Genomic DNA, 18,955 nt, shown 5'->3' with positions numbered 1-18,955 from the left:
TTTCAGTTGACAAACACATTCATCACCTTTATTGTATTAAGTGTATTACGCACAGTAGTACACTTAATACAAGTCAGAAAGGAGACATTGCTCTTGCATATTCAACTTGATCCAAGAAGCAACACTCCGATATGGGAACAAATTGTTCAAAATATAAAAGAACTCGTATTAAAGAACATGTTAGCTCCAAGTGACAAACTACCTTCTGTACGGGAACTCGCTTCTTTACTCGTTATAAATCCAAATACAGTGAGTAAAGCGTATCAAGAGTTAGAGCGACAAGGGATTATTGAAACATTACGAGGAAAAGGAACATTTGTATCCCAATCGATTACCCCAACATTAGACGAAAGGAAAATCGCTATGGTTGAAAAGCAATTTCATCAATTACTATTAGAAGCCTCTTATCTTGGTGTTACGAAAGATAAAATTCATGATTGGATAGATTCATACTATAAAGAGATTGGAGGAAATGCGGATGCTGAAAGTGACAAACTTGAAGAAGGCAATTGATAATCAAACAATTTTAGACGATGTTTCTTTCACATTGCAAAGAGGAAATATCATCGGATTACTCGGAAGAAACGGTGCGGGGAAAACAACTTTATTACGAACGATGGTCGGCATTTTAGACCCTGATGAAGGATGTGTTACATATGAGGATACCGACATTCATAAGAATCCTGAAACGAAACAAAAAATCGTATATGTTCCGGATTCTACTAACATACTGAACGGCTATACGGTAAAAGAAATTGTAAAGTTTTATAAATCAGTTTATGCCGCATTTGATGAAGCATATTTCTATGAACTGTTAGAACGTTTTAACTTACCAAACAAACGAATTCGTAGTTATTCAAAAGGAATGAAAGCACTGCTTGCTATCATTTTAGCCGTTTCTACAAAGGCAGAATATATCATTTTAGATGAACCGACAAATGGACTTGATCCTATCGTGAAAAGGCAGATTTTACAGTTTCTCGTTGGAGAAGTTGCAGAAAAAGAAATTACCATTTTCATCTCAACTCACCATCTAGATGAAGTGGAACAAATTGCAGATACAATTATTATATTAAAAGGCCATACTATAGCTTCTATTACATCACTAGACGATGCAAAATCACGATTTGCTAAAATCCAAGTAGCTTACGAACGCTCATTACCTCAAAAACTAGAAAACTTAAGCAATATTAAAATATTAAATCAAACAGGAAAAGTATATACAATCTTAATTGAGGGAAATGTGGCTACAACACTGGAAAAGTTTTATAAAGAACAACCACTGCTCATTGAAGAATTAACAATGTCGCTTGAAGATGTCTTCGTTACGACACTGGAGGAGGATGGGTATGTTTCATAAAGCGTTATGGATGTGGAATTGGAAGCGCGGGAAATATGCTGTGTTACTATTCTTCTTTAGTTCGCTTTACTTGTTACCTTTTGGCTACTATAGAAGTGCTCAGCAACAACTTGATGCGTATTATGAATTACAAGAAAAGGGGAAACAGTATTATTATTTTTATGCCTTTTCGCCAGGGGAAGGTAATAGTTTTTGGTTAACTGTTCTTGTCATTGCTTTAGCCTGCTTATTGATAGGATGGGAACGTAGCAACCAATCGAATACACTACTTATGATGATGCCTTTTAAAAGAAAAGATGTCTTCTTATCTAAATGGGCTTTTGGTTCCTTTTGTATTTTGAGCTCGTTACTTATAAATTGGATTCTTATGTATGTTATTTATAGAACAACTATTCATTTTGAGTATCAATCATTTAGTCCATTTCATCGATACTTTCTTTATGCGATTGTTTCTTATGCAGCAGTATATACAGCTGCACTATGCATCGGTACTTTTACTGGAAGCGTTGTTTCGCAGGTTGTTTTTTGTATTCCTTGGTTACTAATGGGGCTTACATTTATTCCACTAGTGTACACTTTTACGATAAATCACTTAGAAGCTACCGATCCTAAAAATTATAAGTTATATGAACAACTTTACGAAATTAATCAAAAAACAAATATAGTTGCACCAATATATAATTTCACGATTTATTACCATTATGATCCTGAATCACGTAAAAAAGAAAAGGACTCAACTACTTTAAGAGATCCAGCATCTTATCACTATTATTCAGCTAAATCGATGTTAGTCCCTATTTTTTATACAATAGTTTACTTACTACTTGGAACATATTTATATACACGATCACCAAATGAAAACAGTCAAAAGATATTTATTTTCCAAAAACATTTACGAATATGTATATGGGGGACAACCATTTACTTTGCATTACTAGGTGGCTATAAACTAAATCAATTTCATTTCTTACTTAACTACTATATTTGTTTGTTTCTCGCTGGAATCATTACTTATGTTATATTATCACGCCTAACAAATTATAAAGTTTTTTAAAGGAGAGATCCTATGTTTCAAAAAGCACTATGGCTAAGAACGTATCAACAAAGTAAATATGTTGTATGGTTATTTTGGCTCGTCAGCTTCTATACTTTGTCATATTACTACTATATGACTTCTATTCAACAACAACAATTTCTAAATGACAATAAAAAATGGAACTATGTATATCATTACAATTTTGATTTAACACTCATAAATCCCGTCATACTGTTAGGTAGTGTGCTTATCTTGCTAGCTTGTACATTAATTGGATGGGAAAGACAAAATAACGCTAGCGACTTGTTATGGTCTATGCCCTTTAAACGTTCGCACCTCTATATAACAAAGTGGTTGTTTGGAATCTGTAATATCGCCGCTGTTGTCGTTCTAAACTGGGGACTATTTGCTATTATGAAAAAGTTGACTTTTCATAATAAATATCAAGTATTCTCCCCCTTTCATCGTTACTTTATATACATGTTAATTGTATTAATTGCTATTTATACACTTGCCTTATGTATAGGAACAATCGCTGGAAATGTGATATCGCAAGGATTTCTTACTGCAGCTATATTAATCTTCCCAGCGTTACTTCCATCTCTAATATCAGGAGTCATTGCTGTTCACTCGAATGCCGACTTTCATGAGAACAATGGCATAATACATGATGTTATGGAAAACATACGTATTTCTAGTCCAGCAGAAGATTTTCGTATTCACTTTAATTATGATCCACAAAGCGCTTATACTGATCAAAATGGAGTACGTCATAACGAACCAAACTTTACAAAAATTCCCCCAGCAAAAACATTGCTTGGCCCTATCGCACATATCATTATTTTATTACCACTCGGTATATATTTATATGCCCGTTCAGTCAATGAGCGAAATGGTAACTACTTATTATATCCAAAACTACAAAAAGTAGTTTTAGCTTGTGCGATTTTCTTTGGTGGGATCGTTGGAGGTTTAATACTAAGTCGCGCGCAGTCATTGCCTAGCTTTTACATCGGATTTTTAGTGACTAGTTTCATTACGTATTTCTTCCTACCTAAAATATTAAAATGGAAAGTCTCTTGGAATTTCAAATAAAATAACCTCCTCTTGATGAGGAGGTTATTTTACATTCTCTCTTCTTTTCCCATATTCTTTTTCTTGCTTCGTTCCAAACCCATCACCATTTGCCACGATTTGATCTGTTGGAGCAACTATACTTTCAGCAATTCTCCATTCTCCCCCTTGTTGAATAAACACTTGCATAAAATAATTCATACCATTTAACTGATATGGATTTTCTTTTTTCACTTCGTAACGCGCTGCAACATAATACACTTGTACATTCTCAGCCTCAAACTTAGAAATATATTGCGATAATCTCGGGATATACTGTGACGCTTTCTGAAGTGGCAGTTGTTTTACTTTTACAAGAGAAGACTTTGTTACATTGCTTATCGTATCTTCATGCCGAATGTTATCACTATGATGAAATAAAATAGCATTCTGCATTGAGCGAATCCATAGTTTTGAATATAAAACAGGTTGCTTATTTGAAATATGTTGTAATTCTTTCTGAACGACTTGTAGAGGCGTTGCGGCATCCGCGAATTGATGAAAGCAGAATAAACTTCCAATCATAATGAAAAGCATAGAAATACGTTTCATAATTTTTCACTCCGATTCTTTTTAATTAAAGTATTGGAGTTTCAAAATGTTTTTATTCAAAAGAAAAAGGATAGGAAAGCTGTCGCTCCCTATCCTCATTTATTATAATACGCGGCCAAATAGCTCTAACACCATTTCTATTTCTTGGTCGCTCCAACCTTTAAATCTCTCTTTATAATATTCTTTTCGTACAGCTTCAAGTTTTTCAGTTACTTCTCTTCCGTGCTCTGTAATTTCTAAGTACACGATACGACGATCTGAATTAGAACGTTTTCTTTCTACTAATCCTTTTCGTACAAGACGATCTGTAACAGCTGTAATATGACTGGAGGTTACGTTTACTTCACTCGCAATTTGCGAAGCCATCTGTGGACTGTTTAAAAATAACGCGCGTAATACAGAAAATTCATTATATGGCATATGTTCTGCAAAACGTGTATTAATATCATTTTGTAATAAACGTATCATCTTTCTAAATGATCCGGATAACTCTAAAATCAATGTTTCTCTTTTTTCGTTCACTAGCCTCGTCCCTTTTTTATCATATTTACACATATTATAATCTATAAATACCCTCGTTGTATATGCTTTCTTTCTTTAACATTCCCATTTATGTAACTTTTTCATACAAATTTCTTTTTTGTTCACACATATACATATAAAAAGGATGGTGATGGAAGATGCAAGGTGGAATGAACCCTTATTTACACAACGTACGTACAGCAAATACTGGTAAAGAAGCTACCATTACGGTGCAAGGTGAAGGCGTTGTGAAAGCAAAACCAAATGTCGTTATATTAACAATCGGTATTCGTACAGATCATAAAAATGTAAAACAGGCACAAGAAGAAAATGCAGTGCAATCAAAACAATTATTAGATGCACTTAAACAGCTTGGTATCGCTGATAAAGATATAGAAACGATTTCTTATACGATCACTCCTCAATACGAGTATGTAAATGATAAAGCATTACTACAAGGATATCGTGTGGAACATTTGTATGAAATTACCGTTTTAAATGTACAAAAAGCAGGGGAAGTATATGATATAGCCGTTTCAAATGGAGCAAACGTAGCAAAAGGATTACGTTTTCGAATATCTCACCCAAATAAATATTATGAGCAAGCTCTCATTCAAGCTCTGCAACAAGCGGTAGAAAAAGCTCGTGCTATTGCGAGTACATACAATTTAAACATTAATCCTGTTCCACTCTCATTCGTTGAAGAATCTGCTCAATTACCACGGGAAGTTGCGTCCTATGCTACTTTACATGCACAAGCAGCTCCTCCCATTCAATCGGGAGAACTAGAAATCATTTCTACAATAAGGGCGATCTTTACGTATTTATAAATAATTTCATTTATAAGTAAACGTTATCATTTTCCTTGTTGTAAAAACATGATGTTCTGATATAATAAAGGACGGTGAGCTCTTACGAAAGAGATATCACGGGTGGGAGAGGGATATGAAAAAGAAGGTTTAACATGAAAGGAATACTTGAAAGAACATTTAAATTAGGTTTACACGAAACATCACCAAAACAAGAAGTTTTAGCTGGAGTTACGTCATTTTTTACGATCGTATATATTATGATTGTAAATGCATCCATTTTATCCGATGCTGGCATTCCTCTTGAAGCTGGAATTTTAGCAACTGTTTTCAGTTCATTTGTCGGATGTCTGCTCATGGCATTTTGGGCAAATGCACCTGCTATTCTTGTCCCTGGTATGGGTGTAAATGCATTCTTCACGTACACTGCTGTGCATACGCTCGGATTAACTTGGCAGGAAGCATTAGCAGCTGTCTTCATCTCTGGTATTATTTTTGCAATTGCTGCGTTTACACCAATCGCTCGCGTGCTTTCAGTATCGATTCCAAAGTCACTAAAGGAAGCTATCACTGTCGGCATCGGATTATTTTTAGCATTTATCGGATTGCAAAAAGGTGGTTTAGTCGTTTCGAATCCAAATACTGCTGTTGCAATGGGTAAATTAAGTAGCCCTGTCGTTCTTGCGACCGTGCTTACTCTTATCGTTGCACTCGTATTATTTATTCGTAACGTACGTGGAAACTTTTTATGGACGATTGCAATAGGAACTGGTATTGCATGGCTGTTTGGCCTTGTTGATACAAGTCAAATCGGAAATAGTTCATTCTCATTCGCGAGTTACGGCGATGTGTTTGGGGCTATGTCATTTGGCAAACTTTCTTCCTTACCATTTTGGATTGCAACATTCTCCTTAAGCATGGTGCTTATTTTTGAGAACATGGGACTTCTGCACGGTTTATTAGAAGATGACCGTAAATTCCCACGTGCTTACCAAGCCAATGCAATTTCAGCAATGACATGTGGTCTATTTGGCACAAGCCCTACCGTATCAACAGTAGAGAGTGCCGCAGGTATTACTGCAGGCGGAAAGACAGGTCTGACGTCTATCGTTACAGGGTTGTTATTCTTTGCCTCATTGTTTGCACTTCCGTTTGTCAAACTAATTCCTGATAGTGCCATTGCACCAATCTTAATTATTATTGGCGGCCTGATGATTACAAGCATTCAACAAATTCCTCTGAACGATTTTTCAGAAGGATTTCCAGCGTTCTTAATTATCGTCATGATCCCGCTCACATATAGTATCGCTGATGGCATTGCGTTCGGATTTATTGCTTATCCTATCTTAAAAGTTGCTCTTGGAAAGCGTAAAGAAGTCGCACCGTCTATGTATATCATTACATGCTTATTCTTAGCCATGTTCGTATTACATGCTATTGGTTAAGTAAAAACACCGAGGAATTTTCCCTCGGTGTTTTTTATTTAAACCATCCTTTTTTATAAAACCAAGCCATCATGCCGCCGCCAATTAGTGCCATAATAAGTAAACAAATAAAATAACTATATTGTCCACCGAGCTCTGGCATATGCGTAAAGTTCATTCCATATACTCCCGCAATAAATGTTAATGGCATGAAAATAGTCGAGAATACAGTTAATGTTTTCATAATGTTATTCATATGATGCGAGTTTAATGAAAAATAGCTATCTCGAATATCTGCTGTTAACTCCCGGCTTGCTTCAATCATTTCGGTCAGTTTAAGCAAATGATCATGTATATCTTTAAAATAAATTTCATGATCACTTATACCGTAAAAACGAGTCGAATTTAAAATGCGATACAATAAATCACGCATCGGAATAATTGTACGTCTTAACTTCGATAAATCTGCACGTATATCAAATACCTCTTCTAGTACACTTCCTGCCGTTTCACCCGTTAAATTATCATCAATTGCATTTAAATGATCCTCAATGTAATATACAGGCGCAAAATAGTCATCTACAATTTGATCGATAATTGTATGCGCTACGTGCAGGGGACTATTTTTAATACGCTTCTTTTCTCCAAGCGTTTTCCATACTCTTTCAATTGCATTGTTATGAGAAAAGTGGAAAGAAACAATATAACGATCACTAATAAATAAATCAATCTCGTGCGGTTCTAATCCATCCTCACCAAATGCATGAAGAACTAAAAAGTTATATCCATCATAAAAATCAACTTTTGGCCTCTGTACATATTCTATGCAGTCTTCAATTGCAAGGGGATGGAACTTAAAATGATCTTGCAAAATGTATGTATACTCTTCTTTCGTTGGCTTATATAAATCTAGCCAATACCATACAATATGGTCTTTCTTTGTTTCCTCTAGCGAAACATCATATAATACTTCATCTGTTTTTGTTATTGCACAAATTCTAATCATATTTTCACCCATTATTATTATAAACAAAAAATAGTAAAAAAAGCCAAGGAGAAATACTCCCTGGCCCTTCTTTATTATTCAGTAACGATGCCATGCACTAATGTTGGTGCATCTACATGCTCTTTAGAGATCTTCATGTTCTCATAAATTTTTGCTTTTACGTCTTCTACATTTTCACGGTTTGCGTAAATGGTAACAAGGGATTCACCTTTTTTCACGCTGTCCCCTACTTTTTTACGAAGCATTAAGCCAACAGCTAAATCAATTTCAGATTCCTTCGTCGCACGTCCTGCTCCTAAAAGCATTGCTGCTGTTCCGATTTCATCTGCAACGATTTCTGATACATAACCGTCTTCCTTCGCTTCCACTTCAATTTTAAATTGTGCTTGTGGTAATTTAGAAGGATCATCAACAACAGATGCATCGCCGCCTTGCGCTGATAAGAACGTTTTAAATGATTCTAGCGCCTTACCGTTGTTCATTACTTCAATTAATTTCTCACGTGCATCTTCTAGAGATGAAGCTTGTCCAGCAAGGTATACCATTTGACTTCCAAGCGTTAAACATAACTCTTCTAAATCTTTCGGTCCTTTACCTTGTAACGTATCAATTGCTTCTTGTACTTCAAGTGCGTTACCAATAGCCTCACCAAGTGGTTGACTCATATCAGAAATAACAGCCATCGTATTACGACCAACGTTATTACCAATGCGTACCATTGCTTCTGCTAAACGTTTTGCATCTTCATCTGTTTTCATAAATGCACCTGCTCCAGTTTTTACATCAAGAACAATTGCATCTGCACCAGCAGCAATTTTTTTACTCATAATTGAGCTTGCAATAAGCGGAATTGAGTTTACTGTTGCCGTTACATCACGAAGTGCATACAATTTTTTATCCGCAGGTGTTAAGTTTCCACTTTGACCAATAACTGCGATTTTATTTTCATTTACAAGACGCATGAATTCATCATTTTCGATTTCAACATGGAATCCTGGAACTGCTTCTAATTTATCAATTGTACCACCAGTATGTCCTAGACCACGTCCAGACATTTTTGCAACCGGTACACCTAAAGCGGCTACTAATGGACCTAATACAAGTGTTGTTGTATCACCAACGCCACCTGTCGAGTGCTTATCTACTTTTACTCCTTCAATAGCTGATAAGTCGATTGTATCACCGCTATTTACCATTGCCATCGTTAAATCTGCACGTTCTTGATCGTTCATATCTTGGAAGAAAATTGCCATTGCAAGTGAACTTACTTGATAATCAGGAATATCACCATTTGTATATCCTTCAACAATAAAGTTAATTTCTTCTGTCGTTAATGCATGTCCGTCACGTTTTTTTGCAATTAGGTCCACCATTCTCATTGTGAGGTCACCCCTTCATTTGTTTTACGATTGCTTTTACTAATGCTAAGAAGTTAGCTTTAACACGTTCTGTCGTTTCGATTACTTCATCGTGGTGAAGTGGCTGATCTAAAATACCAGCTGCCATATTTGAAATACAAGAAATACCAAGTACTTTCATACCAGCATGACGCGCTACAATTACTTCAGGTACTGTTGACATACCAACTGCATCTCCGCCAAGTGTACGAAGCATACGAATTTCAGCAGGTGTTTCATATACAGGACCTGTCATTCCAACGTATACACCTTCTTGTACTTTAATATTTAAGTCTGCTGCAACTTGTTTCGCCATTTCGCGAAGCTCTACTGTATATGATGTAGACATATCAGGGAAACGTACACCCATTTCAGAATCATTTGGTCCGATTAATGGATTTGTACCCATGAAGTTAATGTGATCTGAAATTAACATAAGATCGCCTGGTTCGAATGATGTATTTACACCACCAGCTGCATTTGTTACAACAACTGTTTCTACCCCTAGTTCTTTCATAACACGAACTGGGAATGTTACTTTTTGCATATCGTATCCTTCATAGAAGTGGAAACGTCCTTGCATTGCTACTACCGTTACACCTTGAAGTGTACCGAATACTAGTTGACCTGCATGGCCTTCTACAGTTGAAACTGGGAATTCAGGGATTTCACTGTAAGGTACTGTTACTGCGTTCTCGATTTCATCTGCTAATACACCTAGTCCAGATCCAAGGATTAGTCCTACTTGTGGTGTCTCTTGAAATTTTTCTTTTAAGTATGAAGCTGATTTTGTAATAAGTTCACGATTCATTTGTTTATCCCCCTATTTCTTTAGCTCGTTTAAGAAGCTTGTTCCGTATTCTGGCATTTTCACACCGAAGTTTTCTGCTACAGTTGCACCAATATCAGCAAATGTTTGACGAAGTGGTAACTCTTTTCCGCCTTCTTTCATGCTTGGGCTATATGCTAATAACGGTACATATTCACGTGTATGATCAGTACCATGATGCACTGGGTCATTACCGTGGTCTGCTGTAATTAATAATAGATCATCTTCTTTTAGTTTTTCGAATACTTCTGGAAGACGTGCATCATATTCTTGCAGAGCTTCTCCGTATCCTTGTGGATCACGACGGTGACCGAATAATGCATCAAAGTCAACTAAGTTTAAGAAGCTAAGACCTGTAAAGTCCATATTTAATGTATCTACAAGCTTATCCATTCCATCCATGTTAGACTTCGTACGAAGTGATTCAGTTACCCCTTCACCATCATAGATGTCAGAGATTTTACCGATAGCAATCACATCATAATCACTATCTTTTAATTCATTCATTACTGTACGGCCGAATGGTTTTAATGCATAGTCATGACGGTTCGGTGTACGTGTAAAGTTTCCAGGCTCACCAACGAATGGACGAGCGATAACACGGCCTACCATGTACTTCTCATCTAACGTTAATTCACGTGCAATTTTACAAATTTTATATAACTCATCAAGCGGCACTACTTCTTCGTGTGCTGCGATTTGTAGTACGCTATCAGCAGAAGTGTAAACAATTAAAGAGCCTGTTTCCATTTGTTCTTGACCAAGTTCATCAAGAATTTCAGTTCCAGAAGCTGGTTTATTACCGATGATTTTACGGCCTGTTTTTTCTTCTAATTCATCAAGTAATTCTTTTGGGAATCCTTCTGGGAACACTTGGAATGGTGTATCAATGTAAAGACCCATAATTTCCCAATGACCTGTCATTGTATCTTTACCAGTAGATTTTTCTTGCATTTTTGTATAATATCCAAGTGGTTTTTCTACTTTAGAGATGCCTTTCATTTCACGAATGTTACCAAGACCTAATTTCACCATGTTAGGCATTTGTAACCCATTCATATGTTCAGCAATGTGACCAATTGTGTCAGATCCTAAATCACCAAATTGTTCAGCATCTGGTGCTTCACCGATTCCAACAGAGTCCATTACGACTAGGAATATACGTTTATATTTATTCATAACTGCGACCTCCTATAAGTTCAGTTCTACTTCTTGTAGTATGTTCAAAACGCTATAAAGTGAAACTGTTCTCCATAAGAATTATCTTTCGTTCTCATTATCAAACAGTACTTCTTTAAATCATTCTCTAACCTATTTCGTTTACCTTGAAACGACGCAAAAACATTTCTAGTTTTTTCTAAGTCAGATGTCAGACATCTGATACTGATATCATAACATGTTTACGCTTTCTTTTTAATACATTTTCGTAGAATTTCTCATTTTCTTCACACTTCTATTGTAATCCATTATGCAAAGAAGTGCTAATTATTTTATGATTTATTTCTTCATATAAAATAAAATTTTAATCAGTTGGCGGTTTTGTTCTTTCCCACTGATCATTTTTCGGGATAAAAATAAAAAAATAGCTCTAAAGAGCTACTTTTTTATTTTACTTCTACTATTTCTTCTTTATGTTCATGCAATTCGCCTTTTTTAACATGAACTTTCACTTTATAAGAACCGTTTTCTTTGAAAGTATGTTTCGTTTCATACTCCCCTTTATTTCCTTCTTTCGCTGGAATGAATTCGTGTTTTTCCACACCATCTTTCCAAATCTCAAGTTGTACTTCAGCACCAGTTAACGCTTCTTCTTTTTGTTTTAAGTGAACTTTCATTGTTGATTCAGCATTTGCTTTTATATCACCAGCCATAAGGTGGATCATTGTATCGCTTTTATGATCGCCATGTCCTGCACCATGATCACTATTTTCTTTTTTCGCATCTTCTACCTTCGCATTTCCTACAGCCACTTTTACTTCTGGCATAACATGCATTTCACGTGCATTTGTGTGAGCAATAATGTGGTATACTCCATCCGTTTCGAACGTTTTCTCGACAGCATAAACACCTTTTCCTTTATGCTTACCTTCTAGCATCTCGTGCTTTTCGTCGCCAGCTTTCCAAATTTCAAACTTTACATCATCAGCATCTGTTACCTTTTCTTTTCCTTGTGTAACAAGTGCTTGTACTTCTGTTTTTTCACCAGGTTTAATTTCTTTCGGATTTGTTTGAACTGCTACTTTTACAGCTTCTAGTTTCTGTTCTTTTTTCGGTTCTTCTTTGTTTGTATTACAGCCAGCCAATGCTAGCATCGCGATAAATAAAGTCATAATAAGTTTTTTCATCATCATTTCCTCCTTCATACTTTATTTAGTATAGAGGAAAAACATTGTAATATTCTAGTCTTCTGCTGAAAACAATGTACGAAATGTTTGTGAAGTTTCTGTGAAGTGCTATAGCCTTTTGAATCTATGAAAAAAGAGCATAGTATCTATGCTCTCGGATGAAACTGTTTATATACATCTTTTAATCTAGTTTTTGAAACATGCGTATAGATTTGTGTTGTTGAAATATCTGCATGTCCAAGCATTTCTTGCACAGCACGTAAGTCTGCACCATTTTCTAATAAATGCGTAGCAAAAGAATGACGCAACGTATGAGGTGTAAGCTCTTTTTCAATATTTGCTTCTTTCGCTAATCGTTTTAAAATTTTCCAAAATCCTTGTCTTGATAATCGATTGCCATGATGGTTTAAAAAGAGTGCATCTACTACTTTTTTTCCCATCAATTCTCTTCTTCCCTTTTCAATATACTTTTGAATCGCTTCCGTCGCTAAACTTCCTAGTGGAATAATTCTTTCTTTATTCCCTTTCCCTATGCATCGAACAAATCCCATCGTTAAATGTACATCTTCTAAATTTAATGCAATTAATTCTGAAACACGAAGTCCTGTTGCATATAATAACTCTAGCATCGCTTTATCACGAACCCCAAAAGCGCTCGTCATTTTTGGTGTCTGAAGTAACGCCTCTACTTCATCAACTGACAATACTTTCGGTAATTTCCGTTCACCTTGCGGTGTTTCAATATGTACGGATGGATCGTGCTCTACTGCTCGTTCACGAAGTAAAAATTGGTGAAACGAACGAATCGATGCAATATGACGTGCTAATGTTTTCGAAGATTTTCCGTTTTCTTTTAAGTGCTGCAGAAAATTAACAATGTGCAAGCGTGTCACTTCATGAAAGCTCTTCGCTTGTTCTACATTTTGCAAATACTTTACATAACTTTTTAAATCACGTTCATAAGATACTACTGTATTTTTCGCTAGCCCTTTTTCAACAACCATATAATGAATAAAATCTTTTAATTGATCTTCCAATCTACACTACTCCCCATTTTCATAGAAAAACATCATTCTATTTACGAAAGCATCCTTTGCCGGCTCTTCATTCCCTGATACTTTTTCTACAGTCTCTTCTTTTGGCTTTTCATAACGATGATAGCTTTCATATTCTTCATTTATCCATAGTATAGCGAAATAAAACAAAATCGTACAACTTGTAAATAATAAAAATACTTTTATCCCATCAAAAGTTAATTTTAAAGCTCGGCGCATTGTAAATTCCTCCAAAATATAAGTTATTACAACATATGCCAAGCTTTCACCAATTTATACCTTATTCAAATAAAAAACCTCTTCCTAGTTAAATAGGAAAAGGTTATTTTTCATCCGTTTCATTTTCTTGACAATTTTTACAAATCCCATGGAATGTTAAACGATGATCCTTCACCTTAAAGCTCCAGTCATGTTCTACTTTCCTTTCCACTTCACCAAGTAAATCTTCTTGTATTTCTTGTACAGCACCACATTGTGTACAAATCAAATGATGGTGGAAACGCTGCGCACCTTCTTGGCGTAAGTCATAGCGTGAAACACCGTCTCCGAAGTTAATCTTATCGACAACTTTTAACTCAGATAATAGTTCTAAAGTTCGATAGACGGTTGCTAATCCGATCTCTGGCGACTTTTCTTTTACAAGGAGGTAAACATCTTCTGCGCTTAAATGATCTTCTTCATTTTCTAGCAGCACACGAACTGTTGCTTCACGTTGCGGTGTTAATTTGTAGCTCGCTGCATGTAATTGCTTCTTAATTCGTTCAATTCTTTCTTCCATTCGGTACTACTCCCTCCTCGCCACTCTTACACCATTATATCAGAAGAAGGGCTTCTGTCAAAAGAAAAACAATAAAAACAAATTGATAATTATTCTCATAAAGTATTTATTGTTTATTAATAGCCTCAACGACTTCTTTCATTAAAACTGGTGATGCATAAGCCTCTACACTAGAAGCAAGAGCTAACACCGCTCCAATTACAAGAAAGAAGCATGTATAACGGATCAATAATGGTAATAGTGGCTCAGTTATTTTTCGGATAAATTGATGCCTAATCATGCGTAAGGAAAAACTTGCGGCAATTGTTGTCATAACGAGAAATACTGGGATGATAATGAGATTTTGTGGCAATACAGAAACGAATGCTAATAATAATCCATTCCATCCATGCTGACTTACTAAGAAACCTACTGTAAATCCGACAACTACTCCTTTTGCAAATAATAAAATAAAAATGAGTGGCAATCCAATAATTGAAATCCCTAAAATCCAAATAAATCCAATGTATTTTAATTGTGAAAAGTAACTTTCTCGAAACATTTCGCCTGCAATAGCAAATTCTCCTTTAGAAACTTGTCCAAAAAAACGTTGCAAATAAAATGATAAATCTTGTTTTTGATTTAATTGTAAACTATTTACAAGAATCGCTCCAAATATTACTCCCATCAATAACAAAACAGCGTTAAATATATATAATGAAGAGTTTTCCTGTATGTGAGACATTACACGGTCTTGCCAAGTTTTTCTCCACATTTTTCTTCCCTCCGTTCACACTCTTACTAAAAATGTATGAAAGAAAGAAAAAAGTATGACGAATTAACATTGAAATTCCGCTCTACTTTGCTAAACTAAAAAGTAGAGAATAGGAGGGATTTCTCTTGAAACCATTATTATTAGATTTTCCAACATTATTTCAAACTGAACGCTTACAGGTTCGTAAGCCATTTCCAGGTGATGGTGCAGAAGTGTATGAAGCAATACAAGCTTCTCTAGAAGACTTAGTACCGTGGATGCCAATTAACGCTGAAACAGAAGAAAGTGCTGAAGAAATCGTTCGTAACGCTCACGGACAGTTTTTACTTCGTGAAACACTTGATTTTCACTTATACGATAAAGTATCTGGTACATTCATCGGAGCTATAACGCTCAAGCCTGAAAACTGGGATATTCCAAAGTTTTCACTTCACTTCTGGCTACATAGCGCTTATACAAAACAAGGCTATATGACCGAAGCTGTGAAAGGTGCCATTCAATTTGCCTTTGATAAGCTAAGCGCTCGAAGAATTGAAATTCGTATTGATGCAACAAATACAAATGCATGTAACTTAGCAGAACGTTTAGAATTTATTCTAGAAGGTACAATGGAAAATGATTTCATAGCACCAGATGGTAGCTTACGTGATGCACGCGTATATGCAAAAATTAATTAAAAACACTCGCCTTTGGCGAGTGTTTATTTTTGTAGTTGTAAATATTGTACTGCAAACATCGTCTTCGCATCGTGAATACGAAGATCTTTCATAAGAGTAGTTGCTTCTTCTAATGATACTTCCATTAATTCCACAAACTCATCTTCATCTAACGCAGCTTTATTTTCTTTTTTCGTCAAACCTGTCGCTTTATATACATATAAAATTTCATCTGCAAATCCTGGAGATGTATAGAAAGAAGTAATAAGCTCCATATTTTCACATACATAACCTGTTTCCTCTTCTAATTCACGAACTGCTGTCACCTCAGGTTTTTCACCTGGTTCTAACTTGCCAGCCGGAATTTCTATAATCGCCTTTTCAAGCGCTTTACGATACTGCTCAACAAGCACAATTTTCCCCTCATCAGTAATAGCAATAATAGCAACTGCACCAGGGTGATTTACAATTTCACGTTTACTCATTGCTCCATTTGGTAATACTACATCATCAACACGAACTTTTATAACTCTACCATCAAAAATCGGCTCAGTTTTTACTGTTCTCTCTGCAAGATTACTCATACTACTTCATCTCCCTGTTCTATTTCCTATTCTTTCCTCATACATTTTACCACATTGAAAGGAGCGTGATAGAAATGAAAGTTTATATTTTACCAAATCGCGTCACTTTAGTCGGAAAAGCATGGCAAATTCGCCATAAGCTAAAACAATATGGCAAAGAGTATACAACTGTACAAGAGTGGATTACAGCAACTAAAAAGTAAACGTTTGTCAACCTCTTTTCCCTTGCGTACAATAAGAATAAGGAGAAGGAGGTTGAACTATGAAAAAACGTCAATTAGGAAACTCAGATTTATTTGTGACAGAAATGGGGCTTGGCTGTATGTCCCTCGGTACATCTGAAAAAGAAGCCCTGCGTATTATTCATGAAGCAATCGATTTAGGAATCAATTTTTTTGATACAGCGGATTTATATGATTATGGATTAAACGAAGAATTTGTTGGAAAAGCCTTAAAAGGAAAACGAGACCAAATTATCCTTACAACGAAGGTTGGGAATCGATGGACAGAAGAAAAAAACGGCTGGTCTTGGGATCCTTCTAAAAATTACATAAAGGCTGAAGTGAAAGAAAGTTTACGTAGACTTCAAACTGATTATATTGATCTTTATCAACTTCACGGCGGGACGATTGAAGATCCTATAGATGAAGTAATTGAAGCCTTTGAAGAATTGAAAAAAGAAGGTATCATTCGCCATTACGGTATTTCTTCTATACGTCCAAATGTCATCCGTGAGTATGCACAGCGATCAAATATCGTTAGTGTTCTAATGGAATATAGCCTTTTGAATCGTCGCCCTGAAGAATGGTTCCAGCTTCTTAATAAACATCAAATTAGCGTTATTGCTCGCGGACCACTTGCGAAAGGAATATTAACTGATAACAATACAAGAAAGATAGAAAGAGTAAAAGAAAAAGATTACCTTTCTTATTCTTACGATGAATTATATGCGACGCTTGCGAATGTAAAAGAAATACTTGGAGAAAACTCCTTAACTGGAACAGCTATTCAATATTGCTTACATAACGAAACTGTTGCAGCTGTTATACCTGGTGCAAGCTCTATTGGGCAATTGCAAGAAAATGTACAAGCTAGTAAACAAACACAGTTAACAACAGAAGAATATATCCAGCTTCAGCAAATCGTGAAATGTGATACGTACGCATTACACCGATAAAAAGACGCTACCATACTGGTAGCGTCTTTTTATAACGTATCATATTTATCAGGATTCGTTCCTACATGTAAATTACGATTTAACGTATTAATTTGAGTCATCTCTTCTTCTGTTAATGAAAAGTCAAAGATAGAAAAATTCTCCTGAATGCGAGATGGTGTAACAGACTTAGGAATCGTCACAATCCCGCTTTGAATATCCCACCTTAATATAACTTGCGCAGGTGTTTTTTCATATTTAGTAGCAATGGCCTGAATAATCGGGTGCTGAAATACTTCTCCACCCCTCATTAATGGACTCCATGCTTCCATTTGAATTTGCTCACCTTGACAGAAATCACGCAATTCAAATTGTGTTAACATTGGATGAAGTTCCACTTGGTTTACCATCGGCTTTATTTTGCAATTTGGTAATAGCAGTTCTAAATGATGTTTATGGAAGTTAGAAACACCAATCGCGCGCACTTTACCTTCTTCATACAATTTTTCTAATGCTCGGTACGTATCAACATACTTCCCTCTTATTGGCCAATGTATTAAATATAAATCTACATAGTCCATTTGTAATTTTTTTAAGCTTTTCTCAAACGCCTCAAGTGTTTCCTCGTATCCTTGATCATCGTTCCAAACTTTTGTTGTAATAAAGATGTCTTCTCTCGGAATCCCTGATTCACGAACTGCTTCTCCGACACCGCTTTCATTTTCATATACAGCTGCTGTATCAATCGAACGGTATCCAACTTCTAGCGCTGTTTTTACTGCTTGTTTTACTTCGTCGCCTTCTTTCGCTTTATAAACGCCTAAACCAATCATCGGCATTTTTACGCCATTATGAAGTGTAGTTGTTGGAATGTGCACAGTCGTCTCCCTTTCATCATTACATTTTTTTATAAGCCACCACTTTATTTGAACAAGATTCAACCAAAAAGTCAAAACATATGTACAGTTTACATAATAAACTTATATACTTTCTAAAATAATGCGAACTCATTCATTCGCATTATTTTCCATCCATTTCTTTGCTTTTTCATCAACATTACGTACAAACTCAGTTTTCCCTTCCGAATATAACGCACCTTCATATGTATACTTTTCAGCTAATTCTTTCTTTAAAGTTGCATATGCCTCAGCTTCTTCACAATGAGCCATCATATAATCACGAAATGCTAAATGCCTTACTATCTCAGGGTTTCCTTTTTCAAACACGTGTAAGTGATACGAGCGTTTTTCCTCCGTTCCATGAATAAAATAACGGCGTCTTGAAATACCATTCTCCCCTTTTACGATATAGCCAAGCTCTTCAAAACGTTCATTCCACCTATCTACTCTGTCGATACTCTCTACTTCCATGATCATATCTATAATTGGTTTCGCTGCCAGTCCTGGCACCGACGTACTTCCAATATGATGGACCTTCACCTTTTCTGGCATCGCCGCTTTTAATCTTTCAGCCTCCATTTGAAATTTTTTACCCCAATGATTTTCATGCGGAACAACTACAATTTTTCTCATTCTAACTCCCCTTTTCTTACAAGCTCGTCAAAAAAATGATCAGCGTT

The 18,955-nt window shown here is 35.8% G+C and carries 23 protein-coding genes; 9 read left to right on the top strand and 14 right to left on the bottom strand.

Annotation, left to right across the window (positions count from 1 at the left end):
* Positions 1 to 93: 93 nt before the first annotated feature.
* The 4 genes from PDK19_RS03265 to PDK19_RS03250 are packed head-to-tail and all read left to right on the top strand — an operon-like array spanning position 94 to position 3,491.
* A complete protein-coding gene (locus PDK19_RS03265) occupies positions 94 to 513 on the top strand; it encodes a GntR family transcriptional regulator (protein WP_000548031.1) in 420 nt (139 codons plus the stop codon).
* Positions 479 to 1,360 (top strand): ABC transporter ATP-binding protein, encoded by an 882-nt coding sequence (locus PDK19_RS03260; protein WP_049113427.1) that lies wholly within the window; start codon positions 479 to 481, stop codon positions 1,358 to 1,360. The genes PDK19_RS03265 and PDK19_RS03260 overlap by 35 nt, the downstream gene beginning before the upstream one ends.
* Complete coding sequence (locus PDK19_RS03255; protein WP_049113429.1) at positions 1,350 to 2,414, top strand: ABC transporter permease subunit; 1,065 nt, start codon at positions 1,350 to 1,352, stop codon at positions 2,412 to 2,414. Before PDK19_RS03260 ends, PDK19_RS03255 begins: the two co-directional genes overlap by 11 nt.
* 12 nt (positions 2,415 to 2,426) lie before the next feature.
* Positions 2,427 to 3,491 carry an ABC transporter permease subunit gene (locus PDK19_RS03250; RefSeq protein WP_049113430.1) on the top strand — a complete coding sequence of 355 codons (1,065 nt, stop codon included), beginning with the start codon at positions 2,427 to 2,429 and terminating at the stop codon, positions 3,489 to 3,491.
* A gap of 24 nt (positions 3,492 to 3,515) precedes the next feature.
* On the opposite strand, the gene PDK19_RS03245 is transcribed toward PDK19_RS03250, so the two are convergent.
* Together PDK19_RS03245 and PDK19_RS03240 are read right to left on the bottom strand one after the other, a co-directional pair.
* Positions 3,516 to 4,061 (bottom strand): hypothetical protein, encoded by a 546-nt coding sequence (locus PDK19_RS03245; RefSeq protein WP_073543118.1) that lies wholly within the window; start codon positions 4,059 to 4,061, stop codon positions 3,516 to 3,518.
* A gap of 102 nt (positions 4,062 to 4,163) precedes the next feature.
* Positions 4,164 to 4,583, bottom strand: a complete 420-nt coding sequence (locus PDK19_RS03240) for a MarR family winged helix-turn-helix transcriptional regulator (protein ID WP_001003315.1) — start codon at positions 4,581 to 4,583, stop codon at positions 4,164 to 4,166.
* 158 nt (positions 4,584 to 4,741) lie between these two features.
* Here PDK19_RS03240 and PDK19_RS03235 point away from each other — a divergent pair, with 158 nt between their 5' ends.
* Positions 4,742 to 5,413: an SIMPL domain-containing protein gene (locus tag PDK19_RS03235; protein WP_270706592.1), complete on the top strand. Its 672-nt coding sequence runs from the start codon at positions 4,742 to 4,744 to the stop codon at positions 5,411 to 5,413.
* A 134-nt stretch (positions 5,414 to 5,547) separates the two neighbouring features.
* Positions 5,548 to 6,837, top strand: a complete 1,290-nt coding sequence (locus PDK19_RS03230) for an NCS2 family permease (protein ID WP_000676254.1) — start codon at positions 5,548 to 5,550, stop codon at positions 6,835 to 6,837.
* A gap of 34 nt (positions 6,838 to 6,871) precedes the next feature.
* Here the strand turns inward: PDK19_RS03230 and corA are convergent, their stop codons facing one another.
* The 9 genes from corA to spoIIM form a co-directional block, all read right to left on the bottom strand.
* Positions 6,872 to 7,834 carry a magnesium/cobalt transporter CorA gene (gene corA / locus PDK19_RS03225; protein ID WP_001998197.1) on the bottom strand — a complete coding sequence of 321 codons (963 nt, stop codon included), beginning with the start codon at positions 7,832 to 7,834 and terminating at the stop codon, positions 6,872 to 6,874.
* A 62-nt stretch (positions 7,835 to 7,896) separates the two neighbouring features.
* Positions 7,897 to 9,201, bottom strand: coding sequence for a pyrimidine-nucleoside phosphorylase (locus tag PDK19_RS03220; protein WP_001243079.1), 1,305 nt, complete (start codon positions 9,199 to 9,201; stop codon positions 7,897 to 7,899).
* Positions 9,202 to 9,208: 7 nt separating this feature from the next.
* Complete coding sequence (locus tag PDK19_RS03215; protein ID WP_001078446.1) at positions 9,209 to 10,030, bottom strand: purine-nucleoside phosphorylase; 822 nt, start codon at positions 10,028 to 10,030, stop codon at positions 9,209 to 9,211.
* A 12-nt stretch (positions 10,031 to 10,042) separates the two neighbouring features.
* Complete coding sequence (gene deoB / locus PDK19_RS03210) at positions 10,043 to 11,227, bottom strand: phosphopentomutase (protein WP_001046082.1); 1,185 nt, start codon at positions 11,225 to 11,227, stop codon at positions 10,043 to 10,045.
* A 425-nt stretch (positions 11,228 to 11,652) separates the two neighbouring features.
* Positions 11,653 to 12,396, bottom strand: a complete 744-nt coding sequence (locus PDK19_RS03205) for a FixH family protein (RefSeq protein ID WP_270706591.1) — start codon at positions 12,394 to 12,396, stop codon at positions 11,653 to 11,655.
* 143 nt (positions 12,397 to 12,539) lie between these two features.
* Positions 12,540 to 13,430 (bottom strand): site-specific tyrosine recombinase XerD, encoded by an 891-nt coding sequence (xerD, locus tag PDK19_RS03200; RefSeq protein WP_000390084.1) that lies wholly within the window; start codon positions 13,428 to 13,430, stop codon positions 12,540 to 12,542.
* Positions 13,431 to 13,436: 6 nt separating this feature from the next.
* Positions 13,437 to 13,667 (bottom strand): YqzK family protein, encoded by a 231-nt coding sequence (locus PDK19_RS03195; RefSeq protein WP_001250432.1) that lies wholly within the window; start codon positions 13,665 to 13,667, stop codon positions 13,437 to 13,439.
* Between the two features lie 103 nt (positions 13,668 to 13,770).
* The gene (fur, locus tag PDK19_RS03190) at positions 13,771 to 14,226 is read right to left on the bottom strand and encodes a ferric iron uptake transcriptional regulator (protein ID WP_000392655.1); all 456 of its coding nucleotides are present in this window, start codon (positions 14,224 to 14,226) and stop codon (positions 13,771 to 13,773) included.
* A 106-nt stretch (positions 14,227 to 14,332) separates the two neighbouring features.
* A complete protein-coding gene (gene spoIIM, locus PDK19_RS03185) occupies positions 14,333 to 14,950 on the bottom strand; it encodes a stage II sporulation protein M (RefSeq protein WP_223290733.1) in 618 nt (205 codons plus the stop codon).
* Positions 14,951 to 15,105: 155 nt separating this feature from the next.
* Between spoIIM and PDK19_RS03180 the strand changes: the two genes are divergently transcribed.
* On the top strand, positions 15,106 to 15,657 hold the full coding sequence (locus PDK19_RS03180) for a GNAT family N-acetyltransferase (protein ID WP_000803491.1): 552 nt from the start codon (positions 15,106 to 15,108) through the stop codon (positions 15,655 to 15,657).
* Between the two features lie 23 nt (positions 15,658 to 15,680).
* On the opposite strand, the gene PDK19_RS03175 is transcribed toward PDK19_RS03180, so the two are convergent.
* Complete coding sequence (locus tag PDK19_RS03175; protein WP_000067038.1) at positions 15,681 to 16,220, bottom strand: NUDIX hydrolase; 540 nt, start codon at positions 16,218 to 16,220, stop codon at positions 15,681 to 15,683.
* A 74-nt stretch (positions 16,221 to 16,294) separates the two neighbouring features.
* Between PDK19_RS03175 and mciZ the strand changes: the two genes are divergently transcribed.
* The gene (mciZ, locus tag PDK19_RS03170) at positions 16,295 to 16,423 is read left to right on the top strand and encodes a Z-ring formation inhibitor MciZ (protein WP_000870299.1); all 129 of its coding nucleotides are present in this window, start codon (positions 16,295 to 16,297) and stop codon (positions 16,421 to 16,423) included.
* A gap of 59 nt (positions 16,424 to 16,482) precedes the next feature.
* Positions 16,483 to 17,397, top strand: coding sequence for an aldo/keto reductase (locus PDK19_RS03165; RefSeq protein WP_270706589.1), 915 nt, complete (start codon positions 16,483 to 16,485; stop codon positions 17,395 to 17,397).
* Positions 17,398 to 17,426: 29 nt separating this feature from the next.
* Here PDK19_RS03165 and PDK19_RS03160 read toward each other — a convergent pair whose 3' ends face one another.
* Both PDK19_RS03160 and PDK19_RS03155 read right to left on the bottom strand, forming a co-directional pair.
* Positions 17,427 to 18,254, bottom strand: coding sequence for an aldo/keto reductase (locus PDK19_RS03160; RefSeq protein WP_000547981.1), 828 nt, complete (start codon positions 18,252 to 18,254; stop codon positions 17,427 to 17,429).
* 129 nt (positions 18,255 to 18,383) lie between these two features.
* Positions 18,384 to 18,908 carry a GrpB family protein gene (locus tag PDK19_RS03155; RefSeq protein ID WP_001227175.1) on the bottom strand — a complete coding sequence of 175 codons (525 nt, stop codon included), beginning with the start codon at positions 18,906 to 18,908 and terminating at the stop codon, positions 18,384 to 18,386.
* Positions 18,909 to 18,955: the final 47 nt, after the last annotated feature.

It is taken from the genome of Bacillus cereus group sp. BcHK124 (assembly GCF_027712065.1).
GTDB lineage: Bacteria > Bacillota > Bacilli > Bacillales > Bacillaceae_G > Bacillus_A > Bacillus_A pacificus.
Note: the sequence above shows the minus strand (reverse complement) of the source record. Positions and strands in the feature narration are given on the sequence as shown.